The sequence below is a fragment of the Clostridium sp. genome (assembly GCF_016650095.1).
In the GTDB taxonomy this organism is placed as follows: Bacteria; Bacillota; Clostridia; order Clostridiales; family Clostridiaceae; genus Clostridium_AD.
The window spans coordinates 1-12,883 of sequence record NZ_JAENWL010000067.1; the positions used below are offsets into that span (position 1 = coordinate 1).

The 12,883-nt window shown below is 31.9% G+C and carries 15 protein-coding genes and 1 riboswitch; of the genes, 12 read left to right on the forward strand and 3 right to left on the reverse strand.

Annotated elements, in window-relative coordinates:
- The 9 genes from JJE11_RS06105 to citX form a co-directional block, all read left to right on the forward strand.
- Nucleotides 1-192: citrate lyase subunit alpha (locus JJE11_RS06105; protein WP_291633641.1), on the forward strand; the 192-nt coding region annotated here is incomplete at its 5' end.
- A gap of 253 nt (nucleotides 193-445) precedes the next feature.
- Nucleotides 446-1,219: a 5-oxoprolinase subunit PxpA gene (locus tag JJE11_RS06110; protein WP_291633643.1), complete on the forward strand. Its 774-nt coding sequence runs from the start codon at nucleotides 446-448 to the stop codon at nucleotides 1,217-1,219.
- Between the two features lie 146 nt (nucleotides 1,220-1,365).
- On the forward strand, nucleotides 1,366-1,536 hold the full coding sequence (locus JJE11_RS06115) for a hypothetical protein (RefSeq protein ID WP_291633645.1): 171 nt from the start codon (nucleotides 1,366-1,368) through the stop codon (nucleotides 1,534-1,536).
- Nucleotides 1,537-1,621: 85 nt separating this feature from the next.
- A complete protein-coding gene (locus tag JJE11_RS06120) occupies nucleotides 1,622-2,407 on the forward strand; it encodes a putative hydro-lyase (protein WP_291633647.1) in 786 nt (261 codons plus the stop codon).
- A 178-nt stretch (nucleotides 2,408-2,585) separates the two neighbouring features.
- Nucleotides 2,586-3,809 (forward strand): NRAMP family divalent metal transporter, encoded by a 1,224-nt coding sequence (locus JJE11_RS06125; RefSeq protein ID WP_291633649.1) that lies wholly within the window; start codon nucleotides 2,586-2,588, stop codon nucleotides 3,807-3,809.
- A 16-nt stretch (nucleotides 3,810-3,825) separates the two neighbouring features.
- Nucleotides 3,826-4,560 carry a 5-oxoprolinase subunit PxpB gene (pxpB, locus tag JJE11_RS06130; RefSeq protein ID WP_291633651.1) on the forward strand — a complete coding sequence of 245 codons (735 nt, stop codon included), beginning with the start codon at nucleotides 3,826-3,828 and terminating at the stop codon, nucleotides 4,558-4,560.
- On the forward strand, nucleotides 4,557-5,591 hold the full coding sequence (locus JJE11_RS06135; protein ID WP_291633652.1) for a biotin-dependent carboxyltransferase family protein: 1,035 nt from the start codon (nucleotides 4,557-4,559) through the stop codon (nucleotides 5,589-5,591). Before pxpB ends, JJE11_RS06135 begins: the two co-directional genes overlap by 4 nt.
- A 14-nt stretch (nucleotides 5,592-5,605) precedes the next feature.
- Nucleotides 5,606-6,649 carry a [citrate (pro-3S)-lyase] ligase gene (citC, locus tag JJE11_RS06140; RefSeq protein WP_291633654.1) on the forward strand — a complete coding sequence of 348 codons (1,044 nt, stop codon included), beginning with the start codon at nucleotides 5,606-5,608 and terminating at the stop codon, nucleotides 6,647-6,649.
- A 6-nt stretch (nucleotides 6,650-6,655) separates the two neighbouring features.
- Complete coding sequence (gene citX, locus JJE11_RS06145) at nucleotides 6,656-7,168, forward strand: citrate lyase holo-[acyl-carrier protein] synthase (RefSeq protein WP_291633656.1); 513 nt, start codon at nucleotides 6,656-6,658, stop codon at nucleotides 7,166-7,168.
- A 53-nt stretch (nucleotides 7,169-7,221) separates the two neighbouring features.
- On the opposite strand, the gene JJE11_RS06150 is transcribed toward citX, so the two are convergent.
- Complete coding sequence (locus JJE11_RS06150) at nucleotides 7,222-7,695, reverse strand: L,D-transpeptidase family protein (protein WP_291633659.1); 474 nt, start codon at nucleotides 7,693-7,695, stop codon at nucleotides 7,222-7,224.
- A 223-nt stretch (nucleotides 7,696-7,918) separates the two neighbouring features.
- Between JJE11_RS06150 and JJE11_RS06155 the strand changes: the two genes are divergently transcribed.
- From JJE11_RS06155 to JJE11_RS06165, 3 genes are all read left to right on the forward strand, one after another.
- A complete protein-coding gene (locus JJE11_RS06155) occupies nucleotides 7,919-9,178 on the forward strand; it encodes a tetratricopeptide repeat protein (protein WP_291633661.1) in 1,260 nt (419 codons plus the stop codon).
- A 246-nt stretch (nucleotides 9,179-9,424) separates the two neighbouring features.
- A complete protein-coding gene (trxA, locus tag JJE11_RS06160; protein WP_291633663.1) occupies nucleotides 9,425-9,742 on the forward strand; it encodes a thioredoxin in 318 nt (105 codons plus the stop codon).
- Nucleotides 9,743-9,928: 186 nt separating this feature from the next.
- Nucleotides 9,929-10,798 carry an NAD(P)/FAD-dependent oxidoreductase gene (locus JJE11_RS06165; RefSeq protein ID WP_291633665.1) on the forward strand — a complete coding sequence of 290 codons (870 nt, stop codon included), beginning with the start codon at nucleotides 9,929-9,931 and terminating at the stop codon, nucleotides 10,796-10,798.
- 124 nt (nucleotides 10,799-10,922) lie between these two features.
- Here JJE11_RS06165 and JJE11_RS06170 read toward each other — a convergent pair whose 3' ends face one another.
- Nucleotides 10,923-11,477 (reverse strand): cell wall hydrolase, encoded by a 555-nt coding sequence (locus JJE11_RS06170; RefSeq protein WP_291633667.1) that lies wholly within the window; start codon nucleotides 11,475-11,477, stop codon nucleotides 10,923-10,925.
- Between the two features lies 1 nt (nucleotide 11,478).
- Nucleotides 11,479-11,601: riboswitch (cyclic di-AMP (ydaO/yuaA leader) on the reverse strand.
- A 30-nt stretch (nucleotides 11,602-11,631) separates the two neighbouring features.
- Entirely contained in the window at nucleotides 11,632-12,657 is a 1,026-nt protein-coding gene (locus JJE11_RS06175; protein WP_291633668.1) for a hypothetical protein, read from the reverse strand.
- Between the last annotated feature and the right edge of the window lie 226 nt (nucleotides 12,658-12,883).

The following is a 12,883-nucleotide window of genomic DNA, read 5'->3' on the forward strand; positions in this document are numbered from 1 at the left end:
AATCCTAAAAGAACGGATTTAATTGAAAAATTTAAGCATATAAATATTCCAATATTCACTATTCAAGAGTTAAAGGAAAAAATCGAAAGTGTTGTAGGAGTTCCTGATAAGATTGAATACGATGAAAAAGTAATTGCAATAGTTGAGTATAGGGATGGAAGTATTATTGATGTAGTAAGAAAAGTTAAATAGTAAATAAATGTACCATAAAACCCTGGGAGTAAAACTTCTAGGGCTTTTTTTACAACAGGAAATGATTAATGAAATGTGTGATTAATAATGTTAAAAATAATAGTGATTTTGGGAATTATGTAATGGTTTACAATATTAATAATAAAAGTAACTTACTAATTGTTTGTTAATGAACTATAATAAGACTATAATTAAGAAAATATTATTCGAAATTTTGACATCAATAAGTAATAAAATAAAAAGGGGAAATAATATGAAAAAATTTGTTGATTTAAACAGTGATGTAGGTGAAAGTTTTGGTGTATACAAAATCGGACTTGATGAAGATGTCCTGAAATATGTATCATCAGCTAATGTTGCATGTGGATGGCATGCAGGTGACCCTATTGTTATGAGGAAGACTGTAGAAGCGGCCTATAAAAATAATGTAGGTATTGGCGCACACCCTGGATTTCTTGACATTATGGGGTTTGGAAGAAGAAATATGATAGTATCTCCGGACGAGGCGAAGCAATACACGATATACCAGCTGGGAGCACTATGTGGTTTTGTAAAAGCCGTAGGAGGAAAAATGCAGCATGTAAAACCTCATGGAGCAATGTATAATATGGCAGCTAAAGACGGTAAAATAGCAAGGGCAATAATAGAAGGTATATGGGAAGTGGACAGGGATTTGATAGTACTAGGACTTGCGGGGAGTGAAATGGTTAATGCAGCAAAAGATAAAGGATTAAAAGCTGCAAATGAAGTTTTTGCTGACAGGGCATATAATTCTGATGGAACCCTTGTTTCAAGAAGTTTACCTGGTTCAATGATACACGATAAGAATATAGCTATTTCAAGGGTAGTAAGAATGGTAACAGAGGGAAAAGTAATAGCAATAAGCGGTGAAGATATGGACATAAAGGTGGATTCTATATGTGTTCATGGTGATAACCCAGAAGCAGTTGAATTTGTAAGACTTATAAAAGAAGAGCTATTGAGAGCTGGAGTTGGAATAAAACCACTTAGCAAATTAATAAATTAATAAATTAATAAATTTGATTATTCCAATTGAACTTGGAATAATACTTATTTCGTGTACTAAGAAAAATATTATAGGAGACTATAAGCATTTAAAGTGGCTTCAGGGATTATATAGCAATAGCGAGTGTCATATACGTACCAGATGTTATGGGTAGTAAATCTAATGATTTTAAAATTTTCCATAAAACTAGTGCAGACATTATATCTAATGGAACAATCATGGTTTTGGTGCAGGTTCCAGGAAATGGAGCTTCAATAATTATGATGGCGGATAGGCAAACTATATCCTGTTTAAAGGTTCAAAAATTAAAAGTGTGAGGGTACATTATGGTGGTGTAAAAAGCATCCAGGAGTATAAAAAATACAAGGTCTTAGTAGAAAAAAATAATTTAAGGAGATGTTAATGTTGGTTATTAAAAATGGAGAACAAGCAAGGAATGAAATAAGACTCGAAAAATGGACAAGTCCTACACCAGGGATGGCCTATGGGTATACTCAGGCTAATCTGGTAATACTTCCAGCTAAATATGCTATGGATTTTCTTATATTCTGCCAACGGAATCCTAAACCTTGTCCTATTTTAGATATCTGTGAACCCGGGAAATTCATACCTAGTCTAATTGCACCTTCGGCAGATATTCGCACAGATATACCCAAATATCGTGTTTATAGAGATGGTATATTGGTGGAAGAAGTGAATAATATCTTAAATTTGTGGTCTGAGGATTTAGTTTCTTTTCTTCTTGGTTGTAGTTTTACGTTCGAAAAGGCTCTGTCAGATGGAGGAATTGGTATACGCCATATTGAAGAGAACCGTAATGTTCCTATGTATATAACAAATATAGAATGTAATCCAGCAGGAATTTTTAATGGACCTACCGTTGTCAGTATGAGACCAATACCAAAAGATCTGGTTGAAAAAGCGGTAGCCATTACCGCAAGGTTTCCTAGGGTTCATGGAGCACCCATTCATATAGGGGATCCTGAAAAAATAGGAATAAAAGACATATCAAGACCAGATTTTGGAGATTCTGTAACCATTAAAGAGGGTGAAGTACCTGTATTCTGGGCGTGTGGTGTTACACCTCAAGCAGTAATAATGCATGTTAAACCAGAGCTTGTAATAACTCATGCTCCAGGATGTATGTTTATTTCCGATATAAAAGATGATGATTTAGCGACATACTAATAATAAATAGCTATATAAGAATAATTATAATGAAAAAATGATTATACTTTAAGGAAATATTTTAGATATTTCTGTAAAAGTGGGAGTAAATAAAGAAAAATCAAGTTCTAATTATATTAGAAGCAATGAAATGAAGAATTAATTTATTAGTTTTATTATTATACGAGGGGGTAATTATATGAATACTAATTTAAATTCCAACAAACAAGGCATAAAAAAGAAAAGCAATTGGGGGGTACTGCTTGGAGCAGCATTCATTATGGCTACATCTGCCATAGGACCAGGATTTTTGACTCAAACTGCGGTATTTACAGAAAAGTATGGAGCTAACCTGGGATTTATTATACTTGTTACTATTATTATAGACATTATAGCTCAGCTAAATATATGGAGAGTTATTGGCGTATCAGGACTTAGAGGGCAGGATATTGCAAACAAGATGCTACCAGGTCTTGGTATTTTTATAGCAGCGCTAATATGTCTTGGGGGGCTTGCATTTAATATAGGAAATATTGCAGGCGCTGGACTTGGGCTTAATGTATTATTCGGTTTAAATACTAAGATAGGTGCTGTCATTAGCGCCGTTATAGCTGTAATATTATTTACTTCTAAAGAATTTGGAAAAGCAATGGATATTTTTACAAAAGTGCTGGGTGTTCTGATGATTATTCTTGTGGCATTTGTTGCATTTAAAACTCATCCGCCAGTTGGAGAAATGATTGCAAGGTCAATTGTGCCAACTAAGTTTGACTTCCTTCCTTTGCTTACGCTTGTCGGTGGAACAGTAGGTGGATATATAACATTTGCAGGAGGACACAGACTAATAGATGCTGGTATTACCGGGAAGGAAAATTTGGGCTCAATAACCAAAAGTTCCGTAACCGCGATTATGATAGCATCATTGATGAGAATACTTCTTTTCGCAGCAATTCTTGGTGTTGTTGTGAATATAGGTAAACCACTTGGCACAATAAACCCTCCAGCTGAGGCATTCAGACTTGGAGCGGGTAACCTAGGGTATAAGTTCTTTGGAATTGTACTGTGGGCAGCGGCTATATCATCAGTGGTTGGAGCGGCTTATACATCCGTATCGTTCTTAAAAACACTTGCACCAATTTTTGACAAACACACGTCAAAATTCATAATAGGGTTTATTGCTTTATCAACACTTATATTTCTTACAGTAGGTAAGCCTGTAAAATTACTTGTGCTAGCGGGTTCATTGAATGGTTTGATTCTTCCAGTTGCACTTGGAATAATACTTATTGCATCTACTAAGGAGAAAATTATAGGGGACTATAAGCATTCAAAGTGGCTCATGTATTTTGGTTATATTATTGTAATATTAGCAGTTATTGCAGGGTATCAGTCATTGACAGGAATAGTTGCATTATGGAGTTAGGGAGTGGATATACAATATGTATGAAAAAATTAAGTATTTAACAGCTGGAGATAGAGCATTAGTTATTGAATTTGGAGATGTGATTGAAGAGCAGGTAAACTCAAAAATTAGAAGTCTTACAATTGCAATGGAGAGTGAGGGTATTATAGGAATAATCGAGACTATTCCAACATATAGGTCGCTGATGGTAATTTATGAGCCTATGGTAATAGAGTTAGATGAGCTTATAGTTAAAATTAAATCTATCCAATTAAAAATGGATGAAATGAAACTGCCTAAAGCTAAAGTTATAGAAATACCAACACTTTATGGCGGGGAGTATGGTCCTGATATTGAGTTTGTGGCAGATCACAATAAAATATCACAGGGCGAAGTGATAAAAATTCATACGTCGATGGAGTATTTGATTTATATGATCGGATTCACACCTGGGTTTCCTTACCTTGGAGGTATGAATGATAAAATAGCTACGCCAAGGCTTCAAACTCCAAGAACTAAAATACCAGTTGGAAGCGTAGGGATCGCAGGTAATCAGACAGGCATATATCCTATAGAAAGCCCTGGAGGTTGGCAATTAATTGGCAGAACTCCTGTTAAGTTGTATGATCCATACAGGAAAGATCCGGTACTATTAAATGCTGGTGATTATATAAAATTTGTACAAATAGATGAAGAGGAATACGAAAATATTGAGGCTTTGGAGAGGGAAGGAAAATACAAAGTAACTACAACAGGGAAGGTGAGTATATGACAATAATGAAAATATTAAAGCCCGGTATGTATACCACCATTCAAGATGTCGGTAGGTATAATTATCAAAAATCGGGCATGTCTGTTTCTGGTGCAATGGATCAATTCTCTCTAAAAGTGGCAAATATTCTTGTAGGCAACAAGGATAGTGAGGCATGTTTAGAAGCTACGCTTTTCGGACTAGAAATAAAATTTGACGGTGATGCACTGATTGCAGTTACAGGGGCCAATCTTGGACCCATGATAAATAATAAGGCTGTAGATATGTGGTCTGGGGTTAAGGTGTCTGGCGGAGATGTACTTTCCTTTGGAGCTGCAAAAACAGGGTGCAGGGGTTATATAGCAATAGCGAATGGCATAGACGTGCCATTAGTTATGGGTAGCAAGTCTACCTATGTGAAGGGTAAAGTCGGAGGTTTCAAGGGTAGGATGCTGAAGGCTGGCGATGAGATAAAGATTGGAAGTTTAGGAGAGAATAATTTTAATAGCATCGTAAAGCTTCCAACTGAATTTATACCATCGTATAATAAGGATAATACTTTAAGAGTGGTAATGGGTCCTCAGGATGATTATTTTACAGAGGACGGTATAAATACATTTTTCAATACCCCCTATGAAGTGACAAATGAATTTGATAGAATGGGATATCGTTTATCAGGCTCTAAAATTTCCCATGTAACTGGAGCAGACATCATATCTGATGGAATAACCATGGGGTCGGTGCAGGTTCCAGGACATGGGGCTCCCATAATTATGATGGCGGATAGGCAAACTACTGGAGGATACACAAAAATTGCAACAGTAATAACTCCAGATATAGACATAGTTGGACAGTTAAAGCCTGGTGACAGTATCAGGTTTAAATCAATAGACATTGCGGAAGCTCATAAAATATACAGGAAATATGTGAAAAGCTTCGATACGATAAGAGAATATGTGGAAAAGTTAAAACTAATCACAATCGGTGCTAAAAATTATAAAATAAAAATAAATAATAAGGAATATGATGTGATTGTAGAGGAAATTATGTAATAAGGAGGGTTCGTATGTATGGATTCAATGTGGAGAGGATTAATCTAAAGGATAAGGAAGAAGTAAAAGAAGTAAGAGATTTTTTACAAACCTTTGCGCTACAACTTGATGATAACGTGGATTATACTATAGTTATCAGGCAAAATGAGGAGATTAAAGCCACTTGTTCTAAGTCGAAAAACGTGTTTAAATGTTTTGCTGTTTCGGATGATTTAAGAGGCGAGGGGGTATCCTCAACACTTATGGGAGCAGTATCAGATAGGCTTTTTGAGGAAGGTGTTTATCATAGTTTTATATTTACTAAGATAGAAAACATAAGCATATTCACGTCTCTTGGTTACGAACTTATACACAAAATAGAGAATGTTGCTCTGCTTGAGGGCGGAATATATAACATAAAAAAATATTTAAAGGCTATGCAAAAGGAATACGATTTAGATGCAGTTACTGAGAAGGTAGCAATAGTTATGAATTGTAATCCCTTCACTTTAGGACATAAGTATTTGATAGAAGAGGCAGCAGGGCAAAATAAAGAGGTGCTGGTATTCATAGTTGAAGAAGATAAATCTTCATTCCCGTTTATGTATAGATATGCTATGGTTAAAGAGGGTGTTTCTCATTTGCATAATGTACGGGTGATTAAAGGTGGAGAATACATCATTTCAGAGGCTACGTTCCCAACATATTTCTTAAGAAAAAAAGATGTAATACTAAAAGCATATACAACACTCGATGCGTCTATTTTCGGAAGATATTTTTGTGAAACTCTAAATATAACTAAAAGATTTATAGGAGAAGAGCCATATTGCGATGTTACAAACGCTTATAATGATGCATTAAAGGAAATTCTGCCTACCTATGGAGTAGAAGTTGTAGAGGTAAAAAGAAAGGCATTAATGGGGGATATTATCAGCGCTTCAAAGGTTAGAAAATTAGTCGTAGAGGGGCGAATAGCAGATATTGAGCATATAGTTCCTAGCTCGACCTGGGAATTTTTAAATACTGTGGTAGGAAAGGAGATAATGGGGAAAATCAAGCTTAGTGATTCTCCACATTAATATGATATGTATACATTAAAAGATATATTGAGAGAAAGAGAAAGAAGGATTGAACATCAAGAAAAACTATTGGAACAATATAAAATGCCAATACTGGTAATTAGGGTTAACTATCCAGGTGCAAACAAAGATAATTATATTTCGCAAGGAATAACTGCGATTATGGAGCAAGCAATTTGTGAAATGCTTTCTTCTTCTATTCATTATAAAATAATGAAAACAACGGCAGAAGGACCCACTGTAATTATGTCCATAAATAAAGACGCAAGAGATATTAAATCAATGACACTGAATATAGAACATAATCACATTTTAGGAAGATGTGTAGACTTAGATGTATATGATGAGAAAGGCAAAAGTATAAGTCGGGAGGATTTCGGCTTAGATATGAGAAAATGCTATATTTGTAGCGACATAGCTCATAATTGTGTGAGAAGTAAAAAACACAGTAAAGAAGAAGTTGAAGGATTTATCAAAAGCAGATTTGAAGAATACATGAAAAAATTAAGTGGTAAATAAATATTTAAAATGGAATGGAGTATATTGTTATAACAATATACTCCATTCACATTCTATTGGATGGAGACAAATGTACCGTAGGGAACAGTAGTATATATATATTTAGCATCATCAATTGCGAGTCTTATACATCCATGGGATAGAGGCGTTCCAAGTCTTCCATCTTGTATATTTTCGTTGTTATCAAGTAGTACTGTATGAAACAAATAATTACCATAAAAACGTGTATAATAATTGCAAATAGTGTTTGAACCCGCTCTAAACATTGGTGTTTCTAGTATTTCTTGCTTTGTATTTAATTGTTTAGTACTATCAGTTGTATTTTTAGCAATATTACTAGTAAATTCTTTTATTAGTGGAGAAATTTTATATTTATTTTCTTTATTAGGAAAAGCTATGAAATCTATTTTTGAAATCTCTATGTTGTGGGATGAGTCAATTGAATTTGATAAATAATCATTATATAACCAGGAACAAGCTATAAGTATAAAAGCTATTACAAGATTAAATACATTTTTTTTAAGCATAGAACTTCCTTATATTTATTGCTATCAACATCATAATATGAAAGACTTAAAGTTTTGACACAAAAGAATTTCTTGATTTATACGATATCCTACAACAGCTAAATGTGAGAAAAGTATATATTACGTAAATAGCATTTGAAGAAGCTTTAGGAATATATACTTTTCTATTTTTACTATGATATAATTAGAGTACTTATAAATATGGGAAATAAAAGGTGAAATTATGGATAAATCCGGAAAAATATATGTGAAAGCAATGAATAAATATAATGATGGCTATATAGACAAGGCATTAGCCCTTTGTGAAAAAAGTATTTCTATAAATATTACAAATGCTGCAGCTTTAAATTTGAAGGGCATTTTATACTACCTAAAAGGTGATTTAGAAAGTGCCAAAAGAATGTGGAGTATAAATTATAAAAGAAATAATGATAAAGTATCAAAAAAATACATAAAGGATAGTATAACCGATAAGGAAAAATTACAGTTGTATGTTAATGCATTGGAACTAATAAGGAAACTTAATATATCTGGTGCTTTAGAAATCCTAAAGCAGTGTGAAAATAGCCATTTTAATTTTATAAATGTAAATAATCATATTAGCAGTTGTTATATAAAACAAGGAGAATATGATAAAGCATTACATTATGTAAACGAGGTTTTAAAAGTAGATAAAAAAAACACTCAAGCTATTATTAATAAAAAAACATTAATAGAATATGGCAATTTAAAGCGAGAAATAAACTATAAAAAAATATTCATAGCGTCTGCTAGTATATTTTTAACTATAACTATTCTTATTTTAGTAAAAGAATTTATGTATAAATCGAGCAATCTTTCAATAAGGGGTATAAAAGTACAAACGACTAAAGCTGAAGAAAACAAAGAAAATACTCAAGTAGAAAAGAAAACCACAAATGTGAATGAAGAGAAAGCAATAGAAAATAAACCAAAAGAGATACCCAAATTTCCACAAGAACAATTTAAGGAAAGCATAAAAAGTAATAATATGGAGCAAATAATTGGATATGTGAATAAGTGGAAAAATGCTGACTTGGAGATTAATGATAAGCTACTTTTGGCAAAAGGCGAAGAAATTATTAAGAATACTGGAGTTGTATATTTTTATGAGAAAGGAATATATTATATAAATGATAAAAAGTTCAATGAAGCTCAGAAATATCTTTTATATGCATTACCATATTCTAAAGACAATTATTTACACGAACATATCATTTATATGTTAGCATTAAGTTATAAATCCATTTCTGACTTTGAAAATGCTGTTAAATACTACGAACTTACTTTAAAACAATTTCCGAGTGGAAGTTATACTCAGGAAGTTATATATAATTTAATTCTTATAAATAAAGATATAGATATAGACAAAGCAAAGAGTTATGCAGATAAATTGGTGAGACAATTTCCACATTCTCAATATTATAACTCTATAGTGAAAGAGATAGTAGCATCAAAAAAATAAATAATAAAGCAAAAGTAAGACAGACATTTTTAAGTTTTGGTTTGGGTATACTAATTTTAAGTTATTAATATTATTACATAGCAGATTATAATGTAATAATTTACAGCTTTCACAGCTTAATAAATAGCATAAAGTCAATAAATATTAAAATTAATATTATTGACTAGTCACATAATAAGGTATACAATAATAGTATATAGTATACCTAGATGGGGTATAATAGGTATAATAACAGGAGGTAATAATATGATTAAGGAAGTTAATGATAAAAACTTTAAAAAGGAAATTGGAGATTCAGATACTATAGTTGTGGTTGATTTTTGGGCACCATGGTGTGGACCTTGTAAAATGTTAAGCCCAGTAATTGAAGAATTAGCAAAGGAAATGGGCAAAAATGTTAAATTTGCAAAAATTAATGTAGATGAAAGTCCATTAATATCATCAAAATACAGGATCGCAAGTATTCCAACAGTTATGGTATTTAATAAAGAGACAGTAAAAGAAACTATGGTAGGATTCAGACCCAAAGCAGACATAAAGAAAATGGTTGAAAAACATTTATAAATTTACACAGCATCGAAAGTGATAATTAATATTATAATTATCTTAGCTCGAAATAAAATTAAGTAAGTAATAAATAGAAATTTTGAGGAGATATTTATTTAAATTTTTATAATTTAAATAAATATCTCCATTTTCTAAGTAAAGAAAATTTATTCATAAAGCATGAGCAAATAAGGAGGAAGAATTATGGGCGAAAGATATGATATAGCTATAATTGGTACAGGGCCAGCGGGGCTTGAAGCGGCTATTAATGCTAAAATTAGAAACAAAAATATAATACTTTTTGGAAGTAAGGATCTAAGTGCAAAATTAGTAAAAGCTCCAAAGGTAAATAATTTTCTAGGGTTTTATGACATTACAGGAAATGAGCTTAAAAATAATTTTGCAACACATATTTCATACATGGGTATAAGTATTGTAACTGAAAGAATAAATAATGTTTATGCTATGGGGGATTATTTTGCTTTAATGATAAATGATAAGACATATGAAGCTAAATCGATAATCTTAGCTACTGGGATAGAATACACGAAACCATTAAAAGGAGAAGAAGAATTTTTAGGAAAAGGAGTAGGGTACTGTGCTACATGCGATGCTCCATTATATAAAGGAAAAAAAGTTGTTATAGTTGGGTATAACAAAGAAAGCATCGAGGATACTAATTATGTAAGCGAACTTGCTGCCAAAACATATTTTATTCCTATGTATAAAGGGGAATATAATTTAAATCCTAGTGTAGAGATAATAAGGCACAGGCCACTAGAAATAGTTGGTGAAGATAGGGTGACTAAGATTATTTTAGAACAAGGCGAAATAGCTACAGATGGAGTTTTCATGCTAAGAGATAGCATATCTCCAGGCCAATTAGTGCCAGGTCTCGAGATATTAGATGGACATATAAAGGTAGATAGGAATATGAAAACAAATATAGATGGATGTTATGCAGCAGGAGACTGTACCGGAAAGCCATATCAATATATGAAGGCTGCAGGTGAAGGATTGGTAGCTGCATTAAGTGCAGTTTCTTATTTGGACGCATCACATCAAAATAAATAAGATGATGCATTACTTGTTATGTTATTTATTTTGATTTCTTTAACAAATAGAATTAGGCAGATAACTTTAGTTAGAATTAACTGAAGTTATCTGCCTGGGCTGTAGCTCGTAACTACAGTTTTTTTTAATTAGCTACAAAGAAAACATGGTTGCCTATAGTTTTTATATTGGTTTTCTTAATATTCTTCATCCATTGACAAGTAGCTATTTCAGGATTATAAAAGAAAACAGCCTTAGATGTAGGGTCGTTACCTTTCAATGCCTTTAATACAGCGGTGTAACTAGCGGAATCGGGGATGATATCTGGTTTACCATTATGAAATACCTTTCCGTTCACAACACAAGAAAAGGCATTCTTTTGATTAATAACACCAGAAATAGATTTCGGGAAACGACCATCGCTAGCACGATTTAATATAACTGATGCAACTGCAAGCTTACCACTATCAGGTTCACCACAGCTCTCAGCATATACAACTTGGGACATTAAATAAATATCCTTATCAGTAATATTAATTGATGTATTTGACTGATTAAACACCGCTACTGCTTCTATTTGCTCATTATATAAATCTTTAACTTCTGAATCCTGTGAATATAAGCATTCTCCATTTACTCTTAAACTAGGTAATGCTAATAAAAATGTTAGCATACAAGCTAAAAAAGCAAATTTTTTCATATTATCTTCTCCCTTTGCCTACGGAGTTAGCTGACGGGTTCGGAAAAGGCCTAACCTACACAATTAGTGATTCACCCCAAATGCTTGGTTCCTCCGCGTTATTTTACTTAGGCTAATAATAGTGTTACCAAGAGTGTAAAAATAATACACTAATTTATTTTTTATCCTTTAGCTCAATATAGACTTTAATAAAATCATTGTAGCAGTCCTCTACTTCGTCAAATAGTTTATTAGAAGAAGTATGTAGAGTGTCGAGTAATGATTGATCTACTACTGCGCTTGTGACTTGGATTTTTTCACTTGTCAATGCAAGCTTAAAATCCCTTAAATAGCTCTCATAGAGGAATAATAAAGTTTTTAAGGTTTCATAAGTAGGTATAGCTGATGCAGGTACAGATAAACTTTTAAAGTTAGTTTGAATGTTATTTAATTTTATAAAGTTAGCATCTACTAGTGACAAAAGATCATCATATGACATTTCTTTTTTTCTTGCTTTTATTACATATACATAAAAATTAGTTTTAGCATCTAAAAAATCAAGGGACAAGGCATCTATTTTATTTATGAATTCTTGATTTTGCTCGGATGTAATATCTTCTTCTTTTTTCATCATTACAGCCGTGTAACTGTCATTAAGCACGTTATCAATGAAGGATAAGGATATTTTCGGTAGTTCTATTTTAATATTATGAATATTTACTAGGGAGTAAAAATTCATACAATCATTTCTATAAGTTCTGAGATTATCCATAGATATTTCTACATCTCCACCAGAAGGATTATTTAAAATGGCTAATGTTTGTCTATATATTAATAGGTTTTTATCTAGTCCGAACTTTAAATTCTCATAGTCTTTTTTATATTTCGAAGTAGGCGTTAAATTTGCTAAATTATCTCTGAAATCAGATAAATTTTTAATAATATTAGGTAGCTGTTTTTTTGCATAATCAACGTCTATCGTTTGATTACTATTAAATTGATCTATATTTTTATTGACTAAGTTAATGCCGTTAATATGATTTACTAAGGTAGTTTCATATGAACCATATACCTTATTTATGGATGAGTAGTAGGTAATAAAGAAAATAACTATTGGGGTCATAAAAATAGATAGATAAAGTATAATTTTTAATATTTTACTTTTACTATTAGTATTTATAGTATCTTTCTTTTCAATCAAAAAATTCACTCCTTTAATATTGTTTTATATTATTATATTCTTAAAGTATATTAAATATTTTAGAAATATTTAACAAAAAATTATGGGCAAGTCAATTAATGATTTATTATTGCTATAAACATATGATTTTATTCTGTGAAATAAATTAGATTGCTATGAAATATAAGATAAAGTTATAATAAAATTAACGTATAAGAGGTACTAATAAACTCAAGCATGGTGTATA

Excerpts from the sequence above, each read along its gene's own strand:
- JJE11_RS06110 (WP_291633643.1), top strand. The coding sequence starts at position 446 with ATGAAAAAATTTGTTGATTTAAACAGTGATGTAGGTGAAAGTTTTGGT.
- JJE11_RS06115 (WP_291633645.1), top strand. The coding sequence starts at position 1,366 with ATGGGTAGTAAATCTAATGATTTTAAAATTTTCCATAAAACTAGTGCA.
- JJE11_RS06120 (WP_291633647.1), top strand. The coding sequence starts at position 1,622 with ATGTTGGTTATTAAAAATGGAGAACAAGCAAGGAATGAAATAAGACTC.
- JJE11_RS06125 (WP_291633649.1), top strand. The coding sequence starts at position 2,586 with ATGAATACTAATTTAAATTCCAACAAACAAGGCATAAAAAAGAAAAGC.
- pxpB (WP_291633651.1), top strand. The coding sequence starts at position 3,826 with ATGTATGAAAAAATTAAGTATTTAACAGCTGGAGATAGAGCATTAGTT.
- JJE11_RS06135 (WP_291633652.1), top strand. The coding sequence starts at position 4,557 with ATGACAATAATGAAAATATTAAAGCCCGGTATGTATACCACCATTCAA.
- citC (WP_291633654.1), top strand. The coding sequence starts at position 5,606 with ATGTATGGATTCAATGTGGAGAGGATTAATCTAAAGGATAAGGAAGAA.
- citX (WP_291633656.1), top strand. The coding sequence starts at position 6,656 with ATGTATACATTAAAAGATATATTGAGAGAAAGAGAAAGAAGGATTGAA.
- JJE11_RS06150 (WP_291633659.1), bottom strand. The coding sequence starts at position 7,695 with ATGCTTAAAAAAAATGTATTTAATCTTGTAATAGCTTTTATACTTATA.
- JJE11_RS06155 (WP_291633661.1), top strand. The coding sequence starts at position 7,919 with ATGGATAAATCCGGAAAAATATATGTGAAAGCAATGAATAAATATAAT.
- trxA (WP_291633663.1), top strand. The coding sequence starts at position 9,425 with ATGATTAAGGAAGTTAATGATAAAAACTTTAAAAAGGAAATTGGAGAT.
- JJE11_RS06165 (WP_291633665.1), top strand. The coding sequence starts at position 9,929 with ATGGGCGAAAGATATGATATAGCTATAATTGGTACAGGGCCAGCGGGG.
- JJE11_RS06170 (WP_291633667.1), bottom strand. The coding sequence starts at position 11,477 with ATGAAAAAATTTGCTTTTTTAGCTTGTATGCTAACATTTTTATTAGCA.